This window comes from Sphingomonas metalli (assembly GCF_014641735.1).
In the GTDB taxonomy this organism is placed as follows: Bacteria; Pseudomonadota; Alphaproteobacteria; order Sphingomonadales; family Sphingomonadaceae; genus Sphingomonas; species Sphingomonas metalli.
This window is the reverse complement of record NZ_BMIH01000001.1, coordinates 605,161-620,551: the sequence shown is the minus strand read 5'-3', so window position 1 is coordinate 620,551 and position 15,391 is coordinate 605,161. Positions and strand designations below refer to the sequence as shown.

The window sequence follows — 15,391 nt, the reverse complement described above, 5'->3', positions numbered from 1 at the left end:
GCCGTCAATCAACAGGATCAACGCGGCCGGTCGGCAGGACATCGCGAAGGCTTTTCATGCGGATAACGCCTAAAGGCGGCAGCCTGGACGAGCGTTCGGGGCGTGATGACAGGGGCTACGCCTCGCCGGTCGTCCCGGGTGCAGTCGAGAGGCCTGAACCCCTCCTGGCTTCGCCTTCGCTCAGCCCGCACGGATGACGTGATGTCGGCCCGCTCCAGAGCGTGATCCTTCAGTCCGCCGCGACGGGCAGCCAGACGGCGCTCGCTTCGTTGCCGCCCCAGCGCACGGTCTGTGTCGCCTTCACATAGTCGGCAGGACTGGCGGACATGATCGACGGCACCCAGGACTGCGGGTTGCGGTCGTAGAGCGGGAAGAGCGACGACTGGACCTGCACCATGATGCGGTGCCCCGGCCGGAACACATGGTCGGCATTGGGCAAGGACCAGCCAAAGGCGTAGGTCCTGCCCGGCTCCAGCGGTGCCGGCGTGCCGACGCCATGGACGTAGCGACCGCGGAAGATCTCGATCCCCACCGCCAGCTGATAGCCCGCCATCGCCGGGTCGGCCGCATTTTCCTCCGGATAGACATCGATCAGCTTGACGACGAAGTCGCTGTCGCGACCGGTCGTCGCGGCGTGCAGATCGACGCGCGGCGCGCCCTTGATGTGCACCGGCCGATCGAGGACCTCTGTGGTGTAGCTCAGCACGTCCGTCCGCCCGTCGGCGAAGCGCTGATCGCGCACCAGCCAGCTACGCCATTCCTCGCCCGACAGCGTGATCGGACGGGGCAGCATCGGCACCGGCTTCGCGGGATCGGAGACGTAGCTGTCGCTCCCCGCGTCGGGCTTCGACCAGCTGAGCGTCGCGTTGCCCGCCAGATAGAGCGGCGTCGCCGCGCCCGCAGGCCAGGTCGACGCCGTTTCCCACCGGTCTGCGCCGGTGGCATAGGTGAAGACGCCCGCGGGCGCGCAGGGCGGCGGCGCCGTCGTCTTGAGCCGACAATCGAGAAAGGGCTTCATCAGGCGGCTACGGAACTGCGCACCCGTGTCGCCCTCGAACTTCAGGGCGCCCAGCTGGCGACCATCGCCCATGTTCTGGCCGTGATACCATGGCCCGATCACCAGGCTGACCGGCGCATTGGCGCGACCCGACTGCGTCAGCGCACGATAGACGGCCGGTGCGCCATAGCTGTCTTCTTGGTCCCATTGGCCGACGACCAGCATGGTCGGCACCGTCAGGGTGCGGGCGCCGAGCAGCTTGTCGACCGCCTGGCCCTGCCAATAGGCATCGTAGGTCGGGTGCTCCAGCACCTTGCGGACGACGGGCAGGGCGGTCAGGCCATAGGCCCGGGCATAGTCATAGGCGGACCCGGCGGCCAGATAGGCGGCATAGTCGTCCCCCGTTCCCTTCGGCACCGCGCCCGACCCCTTGTCGACGGTCTGCGACAGGTCATAGTCGAAGCCGAAGGTGCGGAAGGCGCCGTTGTGGAACCAGTCGTCCCCCATCCAGCCGTCGACCATCGGGCTGGACGGAACCGCGGCCTTGAGGGCCGGATGCGGATCGATCAACGCCATCAGCGTCGTGAAGCCGTCATAGGAGACGCCGGTCACCCCGACGCGGCCGTTGCTCTCCTTCACATTCTTCACCAGCCAGTCGATCGTGTCATAGGCGTCGGTGGCGTGATCGACCTTCGTCGCATTGAGGGGGCCGCGCAGGGGGCGGTTCATGACGTAATCGCCCTGCGAATTGTGCTGGCCGCGCACGTCCTGATAGACGCGGATATAGCCGTCATCGACGAACAGGGCGTCGCCGACACCCACGACCTCGGTCAGCTTCTGGCTGCGCCTGCGGCTGGTGGCGGCGTCGGCATCGTACGGCGTGCGCGTCAGCAGGATGGGTGCGTCGTGCGTGCCCTTCCGGAAGAGGATGACGGTGTAGAGTGCCTTGCCGTCGCGCATCGGGATCATGACCGTGCGACGCACGAAGTCTGCCTGCGGGCGGACCCAGTCATAGGCCTTCACCTGCTCGTTCAACATGGTGGGGGTCTGCTGAGCGGCGACGGGCGCGGCGAGGGCGAGCACGATCAGCGCACGCCGGAAAAGGGTCGTCATGCGCGCGAGCCTGGGCCGCGACGCCCCCATCGTCAAGATTTCGTCCCGGCTCCCGACGCCGCGTCGCCCGGCCAAGGTGCCGCGTCGGCGATCGATCGCCTCCGTTGCGATGCTCAAGCCCTAGGCGCGAGGCAGCCGATCGGGCAGACACGCGGCCATGACTCGAACCGCAACCATCATCCCGTTCCAGGCTCGTCGGGGCGCGGTACGGCCGTGACGGGCAAGTCGCCCTCGACCGGGGTCAAGTCCGCGCTGCGGACGCTCGACCTGATCGAATATGTCGTCGCCCAACCGTCGGGCACCGTCGCGCAGGAGATCGCCACGGTGCTCGACATTCCCGTGAGCAGCCTGTCCTATCTCCTGGGCACGCTGGTCGATCGCGGCTATCTGCGGCGCGACGGCCGGCGCTACTATGCGGGGATCGGGCTGGAGCGGCTGCGGCTGCCCCGCCACGAGCTGTCGCTGGCCGATCGCGCCCGGCCCTTCGTCAAGGCGCTGTCGCAGCGCCTCAGCGAGACCACGTCCCTCTTCGTCATGTCCGACTGGGAGATCGAGGCCGTGGTCACCCAGTCGTCGACGCAGACCCTGCGCTATGCGCGCGATGTCGGCACGCGGTCGCCGGTCCACTGTACCGCGGCGGGCAAGGCGCTGCTCGCCACCATGGCAGACGACAGCATCGACCGCTACTTCGAGGCGGTCGAGCTCGAGGCGCTGACCCCCTTTACGATCGTCGATCGAACGATCCTGATCGAGCAGATCGTCGAGGCGCGCAGCACCGGCTTCACGACCACGTGCGACGAGCTGATCATCGGGGTCGCCGCGGTGGGGAGCGCCGTCTATGCGGAAGGGCGGGCGGTCGCGGCGCTCAGCGCTGCCTGTCCCACCGTCCGATTCACGCCCGATCTGCGGTCGATGATGATCGATCAGGTGACCGCGACCGCCCGCGCGTTGAGCGAGAGCCTCGGCTGACCGAGGCACGGCGCAGGCCAGCCGATCCCGGCTCCGCCCGGGGAACCGGCTGGCCGAACTGCGCCGTGTCGCCCGGCGCTCAGGCCGCCGAGCGCAGCAGCCTTGCCTGCCTGGCATAGGGCCAGGGCTGGATCGTGGCACGGATCTCCATCTGGACATGGGGTTCGACGCCGGGCTTGCTGCTGCCGCCATCGGGTTCGCCCCAGATCAGAACGACCTCCTTGCCGACCACCGCATCGGCCTCGTCGACCATCGCCAGCGAGATCCACTGCCGGTCGCGCGCCAGATAGCAGGGATAGGTGGACAGCCCGGCGAGGCGGCCGTTGACCAGCACCGCGTCATAGGGATGGGCGGCGTAGTGGGCGAGCGGCGTCTCCATGTACTTGCCCGGGCGGTCGCCGACCAGGATGCTGCGCTCCACGGCGAGGACGTCTTCGGCATTCCATTCGAGCGTGACCTTGCGGCGGTGCGGACGATCGCGCATCGCCTCCAGCGCCTCGCGGCCGATGAATTCGTGGTCGAAGCGGATCAGGCGTCCGTAGTCGACATCCCAGGGGGTGAGGTAATAGTCCTCGATAGCGGAGGAGACGAAGCTGCCGCCGATCGATCCGTTCGCCTCGAAGCCGTCGCCGGGCAGCCACTCGCGATAACCGCGCAGGGCCTCGCCGCTATAGATCGCCGGAAGGGGGGAGGGGATCCAGCCGGCTTCGACGGCGCAGGTTCCATAGGCCCGCCCGCCGACCAGCTTCAGCCCGTAATCGGCACCCGCCTCGACGATCGCCGCCTTCACCTCCGCGCCGATTTCCAGCGGTCCCCAGAACTCGAGCCCGGGTGCGCCCGCAAAGGCGTGCGCGAGGGCACGCAGCCGGTGTCCGGCGATCGTCACCTCTCCCATCTGGAAGAATTTGGGCTTTTCGAGATTGCCGCCGTTCAGCCGGTCGAGCAGTTCCCAGGCATTCGGCCCCTGCAGCTCGTAGCGGAAGGTCTTCCGCGGCTGCGGATTGGACACGGCGCGCTGGTCGAGTTCGCAGGTGACGTCGAAGTCGCCCGTCTCGACGATGTAGCGGATCCAGTTGGCGACCGGGGGGCGGCCGACGATGTTGACCTTGTCGTCCTCGAGCCCGAACAGCACCATATCGCCGATCAGATGCCCGTCGGGGCCGCAGCAGATCAGCTGCTTGCCCTTGTTGCGCCCGTAATTGGCGAACGAGTTGACGCCGACATGGGACAGCAGGCGGATCGTGTCGGGACCTTCGACATAGAGGTCGGTCATATGCAGCGACTGGTCGAGCAGGCCGACCGTCTCGTGCCATGCGTGCTGCTCGTCCCGCCAGTTGGTGAACTGGGCCTGCACCGGATACTGGTAGGCGCCGACGGGAACGTCGCGCAGCCATTTGGCAGGATTGCCGAGCGTCTCGATCTTATCCTGCAGGCTCTTGAAGGTCATGGTCTCTCCTATGGGCAGGCCGTTGCGGCGTCGGCGGCAATCGGGCGCTGCGGCTCCGGTCGTTCGGCGCCGGTCTCCTCGGTCTTGCAGGATCGGCCGGCACCAGATGCATCCGCCAACACCCTTCTAGGCCGGATGCGCTGATTCGTATAGACGAAAATTCGTATATATGAAAGATATGGTAGTGTCGTTTCGTGGTGTCGGCGACGTCACGCGGTGACGGTGACCTGTACGCCAGCCAGCCCCGGACTGATCGCAAACGGCTTGTCGATCCTGATCGTCGCCGAGGCAACGCCCGGCCATTGCACGCACCGTTCGCCGAGCCGCTGGGCGAACATCTCGATCAGCGGTATATGGACCGTGGCCAGCGCTTCGGCGGCCTTGACGATCTGTCGGTAGTCCACCGTGTCGGCCAGGTCGCGGACGACGGGTGCGCGCAGAGCGAGTTCGACCGTCAGGATCAGGGGCTGCCGCCGGCCGATCTCGTCCGGATTGATGCCGATATCGGCCAAGACGGGAAGGTCGGCGACGCGGACCAGCGTGGCCGCGGCGGTTCCGGCGGCCGGTTCAGCCACGGGTCGTCCGTTCGGCGGCGGCGACGGTGTTGCTCAGCAAGCAGGCGATCGTCATCGGTCCGACACCGCCGGGGACGGGGGTTACCGCCCTGGCATGCCCCATTTCGTGCGTGGCGACGTCGCCCACGATGCGGGCGCGTCCGTCCGGATCGGTCACGCGATTGATGCCGACATCGATCACGACCGCGCCTTCCTTGACCCAGAAGCCGCGGACGAGATGGGGCGAGCCGGCCGCGACGACGATGATGTCGGCGCGCCGGGCGATGTCGGGCAGGTTCTGGGTCTCGATATGGGTGACGGTGACCGTCGCCTCGCGTTCCAGCAGCAGCATCGCCACCGGCTTGCCGACGATGTTCGACTTTCCGATCACCACGACGTCGCGTCCCCGCAGGTCGCCGACGATGCTGTCGAGCAGCTTCATGATGCCCAGCGGCGTGCAGGGCACCAACCCGCCGGTGCCGGTCGACAGGCGGCCGACATTGACGGGATGGAAGCCATCCACATCCTTTTCGGGCGCGATGCGGTCGAGTACCCGCGTCGCGTCGATCGTGGGGGGCAGCGGCAGTTGCACGAGTATGCCGTGGATCGACGGATCGGCGTTCAGCGCCTCGATCAACGCGACCAAGTCCGCCTCGCTCGTCTCGCGCGGCAGAGCCGCTTCGCACGAGCGAATCCCGACCTTCGCGCACTCGGCGACCTTGCGGCGGACATAGACCTGACTCGCCGGATCGTTTCCGACCAGCACGACGGCCAGTGCGGGCGCGACTCCCTTGGCCCGCAGGCGCGCGACGTCCTCCGCCGTGCGGTCGGACAGGTGCCGGGCAAGGGCGCGACCATCGATCAGGTCGACCATCAGCCGGCGCCGTGGGACGGGGGTGAGCGCCTTGCAGCCGGACCGGGGCACGGTAGATCGGCATAAACAGCCGGCGCGATCATAGACACGTCCTTGTGACATCCTCTTTCGGCCTGGATCTATCGCTCACCCTGTGTTTCGTATAGACGAAATTTCATATAGACGAATATAGATACGTGGCGGTGCAGATCGCGATGGAGGATCATCGCGATCGCGGCCGGTGGAACGGGGGAGCCCAGCTGATGACGGAAGCAAGAGATATCCACGCCTATCTGGCCGAGCTGGAGGATATTCCGGGAACACGCGTGTTCACCGCCCATCGGGCGCGGCGGGGCTATCAGATCAACCAGCTGGCGATGAGCCTGATGAAGGAGGCGAACCGCACCCGCTTCCGGGCTGACGAGGCGGCCTATCTCGACGCATGGCCGATCAGCGAGGCGGCCAAGCAGGCGTTCCTCGAGCGGGATTACAACCGGCTGATCGATCTGGGCGGCAACATCTATTTTCTTGCCAAGCTGATGTCGACCGATGGCCGGTCGGTGGCGGAGGGCGTGTCGAGCATGACCGACCTGTCCTTCGCCGACTATCAGCAGATGATGTTGAACGGCGGGCGTTCGCCGGAGGGCCTTCGCTCGATCAAGGGGCAATATTGATCGCGCGCCCGGACCGGGGCCGCGCCTGCGGCCCCGGTCCGGGACGATCAGAAGCGGTCCAGATCCCGGGCGATCCGGACAGGTCCCTTATAGGTCCGGCCGATCGTTTCGAGATAGCCGGCGGTGCGGGCGGGATTGTCGGCGCCGGCGGCGAAATGGGTGATCACGACCGCCTTTGCGCCGGCGCGCTGTGCGAGGGCGGCGACATCCTGCGGCGTCAGGTGATGGGTGGTGAGATGGCGCAGCAACTGCTGCCGCGCGGGCTCGGGCAGGTTGGGCGCCGTGCGGCGGACGACATCCATCGTCCCGGCGACATCGATCATCTCGCTGACGAGCAGGTCGGCATCCTTGGCCAGCCGCTCGACCGCGGGCGACGGCCCCGTATCGCCGGTATAGACGATCGAGCGGCCGGGCAGGTCGAAGCGCAGCGACAGCGACTTGTAGGCGCGATCTTCCGCCGAACCCGGCGCGAAGTCGTAATGCGTATTCTGCGCGGTCGTGACGGTCATCCCGCCGACCGACAGCCGGGCAGCGTCCCCCAGTTCGACCACCGTCACGGTCGATGCGGGCGGGGCCCAGGGCTGGCCCGGGATGCCGTAGCCGGCGCGGGCGGCGGGTTCCATCGAAGCGACGATGCCGTCGACCAGCGCCTTCGTGCCGGGCGGGCCGTAGACGGTCAGCGTGTCGCGGACATTGGTCTGGTTGCGCAGGCCGAGCACGGCGCCCAGTCCGCCGGTATGATCGGCATGCAGATGGCTGAGGAACACGGCGCGGACCTGCGGCAGCAGGACGCCCGCCTTGGCCAGTTGCTCGACCGCGCCGTCGCCGCAGTCGACCAGATAGGCGTCCGCGCCATGCAGGAGCAGGTTCGCCGGCTGCGAGCGCGTCGCGCTCGGCACCGGTCCGCCCATCGTGCCCAGCGTGACGAAGCTGGCGTTCGCTGCGGTCTGCGCGCTCGCGGGCGCGGCGACCAGCAAGGCTGCGAGCAGGGCGGGGGCGGTGCGTATCATCGGCATGGTCCTTCCGATCAGAAGCTGAAGCCTGCCCGCACGCCATAGGTGCGCGGGGGGCGGAGCGTGCCGACCGGGAAGTTGAGGATCGGCCGGGTGCCGGCGCGCGCGATCACCGCGCGGTTCTCGACATTGTTGACGAAGCCCGTCAAGCTCCAGCGACTGCCGGGCCCGCGCAACGTCGCGTACAGGTCCGACATCATGAAGCCGCCCTGCGTCTCCTCGGGCCGATAATTGGTGTTGAGGAAGCGCGACGTTTCGAGATTGGTGCGCGCGCCCAGCAGCAGCGACAGGTCGCCGCCAAGCTCCACCGTCCGTTCGTAGCCGATGTTGGCGGCCCATTTGGGCGAGTTGGCCGTCGGCTTGCCGGAGCAGTCGATGTCGAAGAAGACCGCGCCGTTGATGCCCGGATTGGCGACGCGCGTGCCGACCACAGCGCACCCGGTCGGAACCGGCGCACCCGTCGGCGAGAAATTGGCGGTAAGCAGGCTGTCATACTTGCCGCGCAGATACTGGACATTGGCGAAGAACTGATCGGACCGGCTCGGCGCGAAGCGCAGATCGAGCTCGGCGCCGTACATGTGCGACCGCCCGGCATTGGTCGTCACCGAGCCCTGGGCGAAGACCCCGTTGCCGGTGCGCACGCCGCCGACGAAGGTGATCTGCTGGTTCGAGTACTTCCAGTAGAAGGCTTCGAGATTGACCTGCAGCTTGTTGTCGAAGAACCGGTTCTTGGTCCCTGCGGTATAGGCGGTCAGTTCTTCGGGCGCATAGGTGTTGTTGGGCGGCGCGGCGACGAAGAAGCCGCCCGACTTGAAGCCGGTCGCGACGTTCGCATAGAGGAGAGAGGCGGGCGCGGCATCGAACTCCACGCCGGCCTTCCACGTGAACTTCTCGAAGGTCAAAGCGCCGGTGAACGGCGTGCCGAGCGAAGGCTCGACCGGTCCGGGCAGGCCGCCGGACGCGGCGGCCGTCCGCTGGCTCTTGTCCTCCTTGGTATAGCGTCCGCCGCCGATCAGGCGGAGCCGCTCGGTCAGGGAGAAGCTCAGCTGGCCGAACGCCGCGAGGCTCTGGGTCTCGACCTGCGGCGTGAAGCGCGTCGTCGAGATCGTGCCCTGGCGGAAGAAGTTGGTCGCGTCCTGCTCCTCGTTGAAGAAGAAGGCGCCCAGCACGTAGCGCAGGCGTCCGGCGTCGTTAGAGGTCAGCCGGACTTCCAGCGACATCTGGTCCGTATCTTCCTGCAGCTTGCCGAGGAAGCCGGGAACGTAGGACTGGAGGTCGACCTTCGACTTGCGATAGGCGGGCAGCACGGTCAGCTTGGCGAAGCCGAGATCGCCGTCCACCTGCGCGCTGACACCGTAGAAATGGTTGTCGACATAGCCGTCGTTCGCCGCGACGGACACGCAGCCGCTGCGTACGAAGCCGCCGAAACCGCCGCAGAAGGGCGGCGCGAAGACGGTCGCGGCATAGTTGGAGATGATGGCGATCGCGCGCGGATCGCCCAGACCGATGCGGTCCTTGAGCGGCGGCGCGGTGAAGGCGGCGCTCGACAGCAGGACGGCGCCGCCGCCATTGCCGTGCTGACGATAATAGTCGCCGACGAGGATCATCGACCAGTCGGACGCCGGGCGGAGCAGCAGCGACGCGCGCACCGCCTCTCCGCGTTCGTCCTCATAGCCGTCGGTCTGGTAGCCGTCGCGATCGATCACCTGTCCCGCGAGGCGCAGTGCCACGGTGTCGCCGATCGGCACGTTGATCGCGCCGAACGCCTTCTTGCTGTCGTAATTGCCGTATTCGACCAGACCCTCGGCAGAGAAGGTGCCGAGCTGCGGCCGACGCGGCAGGACGTTGATCGCACCACCCGTCGCGTTGCGGCCGTACAGCGTGCCCTGCGGTCCCTTGACCACCTCGACGCGTTCCAGGTCGTAGAAGACGCCGGCGGGCGCGGTCGGCCGGCCGATGTACACGCCGTTGAAGTTGAAGGCGATCGCGTTCTCCGAGAAGGAGTTTTGCGACGCGGTGCCGACCCCGCGCAGAAAGAAGCTGGTGGTGCCGCCGGTCGGCTGCACGACGAGCGAGGGGACGAGCTTGCTGAGGTTGGCCGTCTCGGTCACGCCCGCATTGACCAGCGCATCGCCGGTCACCGCCGTGACGGGTACCGCGACGCGTTGCAGATTTTCCGTACGGCGCTGCGCGGTGACGACGATGTCGGCCAAGCCCTCCTGCTCGGCATCGACCTCGGTCTGCGCGGTGGCCGCCGGCGCGGCGGGCGGCTCCTGCGCCAGCACCGGTGCCGGCAGGGCGACGCACATGGCGACAAGCGAAACCATCATGCGATCACGCATCCACAATCCTCCCCGTTGCCGCTGCTGTACCAGCGTGTCCGGGGCAACATGGGCGAAGTGCTCCAATCAGCAAAATGAGTAATTTGTATATATTCCCATCCATGCGATCGATGCGTTGCGGATTATCCGTGCAGGCGCTCGATAAGGCTTGCGGGAAGGCTGCGTCGGCTATGGTGTTGCGGGCGTCGGCCGCACGACCGGTCGACGTGCCGTCGATCGAGCGTTGTTAACGATAGCATGGTCATCTATGCCGCGGGCCGAAGACGGAAATTCGGGAGGACGGGATGCGGTTGGCAGGCAGTCTGGGCGTGGCGATGATGATGCTGGCGGGACCGGCCGCGACCGTCTCTGCGGCGCCCGAGATCGCCGCCCCGCGCAATCCGATCGTCCGCGACAAGTTCACCGCCGATCCGGCGCCCCTGGTCGTCGGCGACACGCTCTACCTCTATGTCGGGCATGACGAGGCGCAGCGGGACGAAATGTTCAACATGCGCGAGTGGATGGTCTACTCCACCAAGGACATGCAGCATTGGACCGATCACGGCCCGATCATGAACGTCGCCGACTTCAAATGGGCGAAGAAGGATGCCTGGGCGTCGCAGGCGATCCGGAAGAACGGCCGATACTGGTTCTATGCTGCGGTCGAGCATGATGCGACCCATCCCGGCAAGGCGATCGCGGTGGCGGTGTCCGACCGGCCGACCGGTCCCTTCGTCGATGCCAAGGGCGCCGCGCTGATCACGAACGAGATGACCCCCAAGGGCACGCACAGCTGGGAGGATATCGATCCCACCGTCTTCACCGACGATGACGGCACGACCTGGATCGCCTGGGGCAACCGGCAATGCTATATCGCCCGGCTGAAGCCGAACATGATCGAGATCGACGGTCCGATCACGGAAATCACGCCGCCCTTCTTCGAAGAGGGCCCGTGGCTGCACAAGCACGGCAAGACCTATTACCTCACCTATGCCTCGCTCGATCGCCGCACCCAGCGCGACGAGCATATCTCCTACGCCACCGCGCCGTCGATCCGCGGTCCGTGGACGCCGCGCGGCCTGCTGACCGGATCGGGCAAGTACAGCTTCACCATCCATCCCGGCATCGCCGAGTTCCGCGGCCGGTCATGGCTGTTCCTCCACAATGCCGATCTGGCGGTGGGCGACCAGAGCGGGGCGATCGGCCGGCGGGCCGTGACGGTCTATCCGCTGCACTATAATGCCGACGGCACGATGCGGCCGGTGGTGCAGGACAGCGCGGCCGCGCCCGCCCGCTGATCCGCGCCGGGTCAACCTGTCATCCCCTGAAGGCATTTAGCGCTTCCGCGCGGCGACCCGGCGTGTGAGGGTCCGGCGTGGCAAGCGTCGTCGTCGAGGGACTGAGCAAGCATTTCGGCAGCACCATCGTGCTCCAGCCGACCGACCTGTCGATCGAGGCGGGCGAATTCGTCGTGATCGTCGGCCCCTCGGGCTGCGGCAAGTCGACGCTGCTGCGCCTGATCGCCGGGCTGGAGACGCCCTCGTCCGGATGCATCCGGGTCGATGGCCGCGACGTGACCGATGCCGCGCCGGCGAGCCGCGGTCTGGCGATGGTCTTCCAGTCCTATGCGCTCTATCCGCATCTGACGGTCGCCGAGAATATCGCCTTTCCGCTCCGCGTCGCGCGACGGCCCAAGGCGGAGGTGGAGGCGCGCGTCGCCGCCGCCGCCGGGGCGCTCGACCTGACGGCGCTCCTGTCGCGGCGGCCGCGGGCCCTGTCCGGTGGACAGCGGCAGCGCGTGTCGATCGCGCGCGCGATCGTGCGCGAGCCCTCCGTCCTGCTGCTCGACGAGCCCCTGTCGAACCTCGACGCAGAGCTCAGGGTGCGGATGCGGCACGAGTTCGCGCGGCTGCACGCGCAACTCGGCATTACCATGATCTACGTCACGCACGATCAGCTGGAGGCGATGACGCTGGCCAACCGTATCGTTGTGATGGGGGCGGGGCGGATCGAGCAGGTCGGCGAGCCGATCGCGCTCTACGAACGGCCCGCGACCCTCGCGGTGGCGCGCGCGATCGGGTCGCCGGGCATGAACCTGATGCCTGCGACGGTGGCGGCGGCCGACGATGACGGGGTGACGCTGCGCCTGACCGGTGGCGGCGAGCTGCGGGCACCGCTGCGCGCGTCGCCCGGCATGCCGGTGACGCTGGGGATCCGGCCCGAACATCTCCAGCCATCCGAGACCGGCGTGTTCGCGGGGAAGGTCGAGCTGTTCGAGCGGCTGGGCCCGCTGTCCTTCGCGCATCTCGGCGCACAAGCGGACGTACCTGCCGTCGTGGCGCAGCTGCCCGGCGACCGGCGCGTGACCCTGGGCGAGACGCTGCGCTTCGGTGCCGAGCCGGCCTGCCTCCATGCCTTCGACCCGGACGGGCGGGCCCTGGCGCCGGCTAGCCCTTGATGCTGCCGCCCAGCAGCCCGCTGACATAGTAGCGCTGGAGCGCGAGGAAGAGCAGCAGCACGGGCACGGTGGTGACGACCGCCGCGGCCATCATCAGCTCGCCGTCGCCGGCATGTTCGCGCGCGATCGCGGCGACCGCGACCGGCAACGTGTAGCGATGCTGGTCCGACAGGACGATCAGCGGCCAGAGAAAGTCGTTCCAGCTGGCGAGGAACAGGAAGACCGCCAGCGTGACGGTGATCGGCATCAGCAGCGGCAGCACGATCGAGACGAAGATGCGTACCTCGCCCGCCCCGTCCAGCCGGGCCGCGTCGATCATCTCGTCCGGGATGCCGAGCACGGTCTGGCGGACGAACAGGATCGCGAAGATCGCGGCGAGGCCCGGCAGGATCACGCCGGCATAGCTGTTGACGAGGCCGAGCTCCTTGAAGGCGAGGAATAGCGGCAGCATCGCCACCTGGGTGGGGACGACGAGGGCGGCAATCAGCAGCCTGAGCAGCCGCTCGCGCCCGGTGAAGCGCAGCTTGGCGAAGGCATAGCCTGCCGGCACGGTGAGCAGCAGGCCAAGCACGGTGGCGGCCAGCGCGATGCCGAGGCTGTTCCAGAGGGCCGGCATGATGCGGTAGTCGAACCAGGCGCCGTCGATCAGCCGGCGGACCAGCAGCTCGTGATAATTCTCCCACGACCAGCGGCTGGGCCAGAAGGGCGGGGGGAAGTGGCTCGATTCCCCGCGCGGCATGAACGACACGGTGACCATCCAGACGAGCGGAACCAGGGTCAGCCCGGCGATGGACGCGACCAGGGCATTGGAAACAATGGTGCGCAGCAGGCGCCGGTTCATGATCACAGCCATTCGTAGCGGCGCCCGATCCGCGTCTGGACGACGGTGAGAAGCAGGATGATGGCGAAGAGGATCAATGCCACCGCGCTCGCCTGGCCGAGGTTCCACCATTTGAACCCCTCGTCGAACATGAAGTAGAGGACGGTGACGGTGCTTTGCGAGGGACCGCCCATGGTCATGACATAGGGCTCGGCGAACAGCTGGACGAAGCCGGCCACGCTCATCACCGCGGCGAGCAGCAATGTCGGCCCGATCGCGGGAAGCGTGACATGGCGGAACCGCTCCCAGCGCGACGCGCCGTCGAGCCGCGCCGCCTCCATCAGGTCGTGCGGCACCGCCGACAGCGCGGCGGAGAAGACGATCATGTTGTAGCCGAAGATCTTCCACGTGACGAAGATCAGGATGGCGGGGATCGACGCGCGCGGGTTTCCCAGCCAGTCGACCGGCCCGATGCCGATCAGGCCCAGCCCGTAGTTGAGGAGGCCGAAGCGCGTGTTGAGCAGGAACTGCCACACCACCGCGGCGGCGACGACGCTGGTGACATAGGGCGCGAACAGCACCACCCTCCAAAGGGGCTTCCACCGCACGGTCGCCTCGTCGAGCAGCAGCGCCGCGGCGAGCGAGCTGCCGATCGCCATCGGCACCCCGAACAGCGCGAACAGGGCGGTATTGCCGAGCGCGCGCCAGAAGAGCGGGGTGCCGAACAGGTCGGTGAAATTGCCCAGGCCGATGAAGCGTAGCGCCGACAGGTCGGCGAGTGCGTAGATGCTGTAGTCGGTGACGGCGAGTGCCAGCGCGAGCAGCGCCGGCAGGACGAGGACGAGCAGGATGATCGCCAGGACCGGCGCCACGAACAGCCAGGCCGCGCGCTCCTGCCGGGTCACGCCACCAGCCCCGTGTCGAGCAGCGCGCGCCGCTTGGCGAGGATCGCGTCGGCGCGGCGATCCATCATCGCCTGCGCGGCCGGCAGAGACAGCTCGCCGCGGACCATCCGCTCGGCGACCAGCTGCACCTCGATGCGGATCCGCTCCCACTCGACCACTCCGGGCATGCGGGCCGGCTGCGCCATCTGGTCGAGGAAGGGGCGCAATACGGGCGCCTGCATCTGCGGCGCGGTCCAGGCGGCACGGCGCGCGGGCAGGCTGCCGATCAGATGCTGGAAGCGCAGTTCGGCGGGCGCATCGGTGAGATAGCGCATCAGGGCCCAGGCCTGGTCCGGCCGGCGCGTACCGGCGGCGACGCACAGGCTGGCACTGATCCCGCTCGCGGGACCCGGACCGTTCGGCCCGGGCATACGCACCACGCCCCAGGCATTGTCGGCGATCTCCGCACGGCGGCGCTTCAGGTCGAGCAGCATCGCCGGGGATCGCGGATAGATGGCGAAGCTGCCCTGTGCAAAGGCGGCGAAGGGGTCCTGCAACTCGGTCGACAGCATCGCCGGCGCGAGCTTCTCGGCATAGAGCGAGGCGTAGAAGGCCAGCGCCGCGCCGAATGCGGGCGAGCGGAAGTCGCCGCGCGTGTCGCGATCGCGCAGCATCGCCGCGCCGGTCTGCCCGGCGAAGGTGAAGAGGGCGTCCCACCAGTTGAGCGGCATCAGGAAGACCCACTCGTCCGGCCGGCGGCGGCGCAGCGCCCGGCCCATCGCGCGCCACTCGGCCCAGGCGGGGGGCGGGCGGCCGAAGCCGGCCGCGGCGAGCAGGTCGCGGCGGTAGAACTGCGCCTGCGGGGCCACCGACCAGGGCACCGCATAGTCGCGCCCGCGATATCGTCCCGCGGCGCGTGTCCCCTCGAAGAGGCCGGCGAGCAGGCGGGGATCCGGCACAGGGGCTAGCGCGCCGATCATCGCGAACTCGCCGACCCATTCGGACGGCAGCATCAGCACGTCGGGCATCGCGTCGCCGGCGAAGGCGGTCAGCAGCTTCTCGTGCGACGCGGTCCAGGGCAGCGACTGTACCTCCACCGCGATGCCGGTCGCCTGCGCGAAGGCGGGCATCAGCAGCGGCGCGTAATCGCCCTCATAGCTCATCGCCCAGAGCTGGAGCGGGCGGTCGGCGGTGCGGGCGCAACCGGCGGCGAGAAGCCCGGCGGCGCCTGCCATCACGCTCCGGCGCGAGATGCGCAACTGGGCCGACCCCTCCATCCATCAGGGTG

General features: G+C 68.0%; 13 protein-coding genes. 4 read left to right on the top strand and 9 right to left on the bottom strand.

Annotated features, from left to right (window positions below):
* Positions 1-229: 229 nt before the first annotated feature.
* The gene (locus tag IEX18_RS03205) at positions 230-2,110 is read right to left on the bottom strand and encodes a CocE/NonD family hydrolase (protein ID WP_188657190.1); all 1,881 of its coding nucleotides are present in this window, start codon (positions 2,108-2,110) and stop codon (positions 230-232) included.
* A 213-nt stretch (positions 2,111-2,323) separates the two neighbouring features.
* On the opposite strand from IEX18_RS03205, the gene IEX18_RS03200 reads away from it, so the two are divergent.
* Positions 2,324-3,079, top strand: a complete 756-nt coding sequence (locus IEX18_RS03200; protein ID WP_229664335.1) for an IclR family transcriptional regulator — start codon at positions 2,324-2,326, stop codon at positions 3,077-3,079.
* A gap of 79 nt (positions 3,080-3,158) precedes the next feature.
* Here the strand turns inward: IEX18_RS03200 and IEX18_RS03195 are convergent, their stop codons facing one another.
* From IEX18_RS03195 to IEX18_RS03185, 3 genes are all read right to left on the bottom strand, one after another.
* A complete protein-coding gene (locus tag IEX18_RS03195; RefSeq protein ID WP_188657189.1) occupies positions 3,159-4,526 on the bottom strand; it encodes an aminomethyl transferase family protein in 1,368 nt (455 codons plus the stop codon).
* Between the two features lie 209 nt (positions 4,527-4,735).
* The gene (locus tag IEX18_RS03190; RefSeq protein ID WP_188657188.1) at positions 4,736-5,101 is read right to left on the bottom strand and encodes a dihydroneopterin aldolase; all 366 of its coding nucleotides are present in this window, start codon (positions 5,099-5,101) and stop codon (positions 4,736-4,738) included.
* Positions 5,094-5,954 (bottom strand): bifunctional 5,10-methylenetetrahydrofolate dehydrogenase/5,10-methenyltetrahydrofolate cyclohydrolase, encoded by an 861-nt coding sequence (locus tag IEX18_RS03185; protein ID WP_188657187.1) that lies wholly within the window; start codon positions 5,952-5,954, stop codon positions 5,094-5,096. The genes IEX18_RS03190 and IEX18_RS03185 overlap by 8 nt, the downstream gene beginning before the upstream one ends.
* Positions 5,955-6,196: 242 nt before the next feature.
* Between IEX18_RS03185 and ligA the strand changes: the two genes are divergently transcribed.
* A complete protein-coding gene (ligA, locus tag IEX18_RS03180) occupies positions 6,197-6,607 on the top strand; it encodes a protocatechuate 4,5-dioxygenase subunit alpha (protein ID WP_188657186.1) in 411 nt (136 codons plus the stop codon).
* 47 nt (positions 6,608-6,654) lie between these two features.
* Here ligA and IEX18_RS03175 read toward each other — a convergent pair whose 3' ends face one another.
* Entirely contained in the window at positions 6,655-7,617 is a 963-nt protein-coding gene (locus tag IEX18_RS03175) for an MBL fold metallo-hydrolase (RefSeq protein ID WP_188657185.1), read from the bottom strand.
* A 17-nt stretch (positions 7,618-7,634) separates the two neighbouring features.
* Complete coding sequence (locus IEX18_RS03170; protein ID WP_229664334.1) at positions 7,635-9,950, bottom strand: TonB-dependent receptor; 2,316 nt, start codon at positions 9,948-9,950, stop codon at positions 7,635-7,637.
* Between the two features lie 302 nt (positions 9,951-10,252).
* Between IEX18_RS03170 and IEX18_RS03165 the strand changes: the two genes are divergently transcribed.
* Complete coding sequence (locus IEX18_RS03165) at positions 10,253-11,239, top strand: glycoside hydrolase family 43 protein (protein WP_229664333.1); 987 nt, start codon at positions 10,253-10,255, stop codon at positions 11,237-11,239.
* Between the two features lie 77 nt (positions 11,240-11,316).
* Positions 11,317-12,399 carry an ABC transporter ATP-binding protein gene (locus IEX18_RS03160; RefSeq protein ID WP_188657183.1) on the top strand — a complete coding sequence of 361 codons (1,083 nt, stop codon included), beginning with the start codon at positions 11,317-11,319 and terminating at the stop codon, positions 12,397-12,399.
* Here IEX18_RS03160 and IEX18_RS03155 read toward each other — a convergent pair.
* The 3 genes from IEX18_RS03155 to IEX18_RS03145 are packed head-to-tail and all read right to left on the bottom strand — an operon-like array spanning position 12,389 to position 15,338.
* A complete protein-coding gene (locus IEX18_RS03155) occupies positions 12,389-13,240 on the bottom strand; it encodes a carbohydrate ABC transporter permease (RefSeq protein WP_188657182.1) in 852 nt (283 codons plus the stop codon). The two genes, IEX18_RS03160 and IEX18_RS03155, sit on opposite strands and share 11 nt — an antisense overlap.
* Positions 13,241-13,242: 2 nt before the next feature.
* Positions 13,243-14,124, bottom strand: coding sequence for a carbohydrate ABC transporter permease (locus IEX18_RS03150; RefSeq protein WP_188657181.1), 882 nt, complete (start codon positions 14,122-14,124; stop codon positions 13,243-13,245).
* On the bottom strand, positions 14,121-15,338 hold the full coding sequence (locus tag IEX18_RS03145) for an extracellular solute-binding protein (protein WP_188657180.1): 1,218 nt from the start codon (positions 15,336-15,338) through the stop codon (positions 14,121-14,123). The genes IEX18_RS03150 and IEX18_RS03145 overlap by 4 nt, the downstream gene beginning before the upstream one ends.
* Positions 15,339-15,391 lie beyond the last annotated feature (53 nt).

Bases quoted from the DNA above. Each gene is read 5' to 3' on its own strand.
- IEX18_RS03205 (WP_188657190.1), bottom strand. From the start codon at position 2,110: ATGACGACCCTTTTCCGGCGTGCGCTGATCGTGCTCGCCCTCGCCGCG.
- IEX18_RS03195 (WP_188657189.1), bottom strand. From the start codon at position 4,526: ATGACCTTCAAGAGCCTGCAGGATAAGATCGAGACGCTCGGCAATCCT.
- IEX18_RS03185 (WP_188657187.1), bottom strand. From the start codon at position 5,954: ATGGTCGACCTGATCGATGGTCGCGCCCTTGCCCGGCACCTGTCCGAC.
- ligA (WP_188657186.1), top strand. From the start codon at position 6,197: ATGACGGAAGCAAGAGATATCCACGCCTATCTGGCCGAGCTGGAGGAT.
- IEX18_RS03175 (WP_188657185.1), bottom strand. From the start codon at position 7,617: ATGATACGCACCGCCCCCGCCCTGCTCGCAGCCTTGCTGGTCGCCGCG.
- IEX18_RS03170 (WP_229664334.1), bottom strand. From the start codon at position 9,950: ATGATGGTTTCGCTTGTCGCCATGTGCGTCGCCCTGCCGGCACCGGTG.
- IEX18_RS03155 (WP_188657182.1), bottom strand. From the start codon at position 13,240: ATGAACCGGCGCCTGCTGCGCACCATTGTTTCCAATGCCCTGGTCGCG.
- IEX18_RS03145 (WP_188657180.1), bottom strand. From the start codon at position 15,338: ATGGCAGGCGCCGCCGGGCTTCTCGCCGCCGGTTGCGCCCGCACCGCC.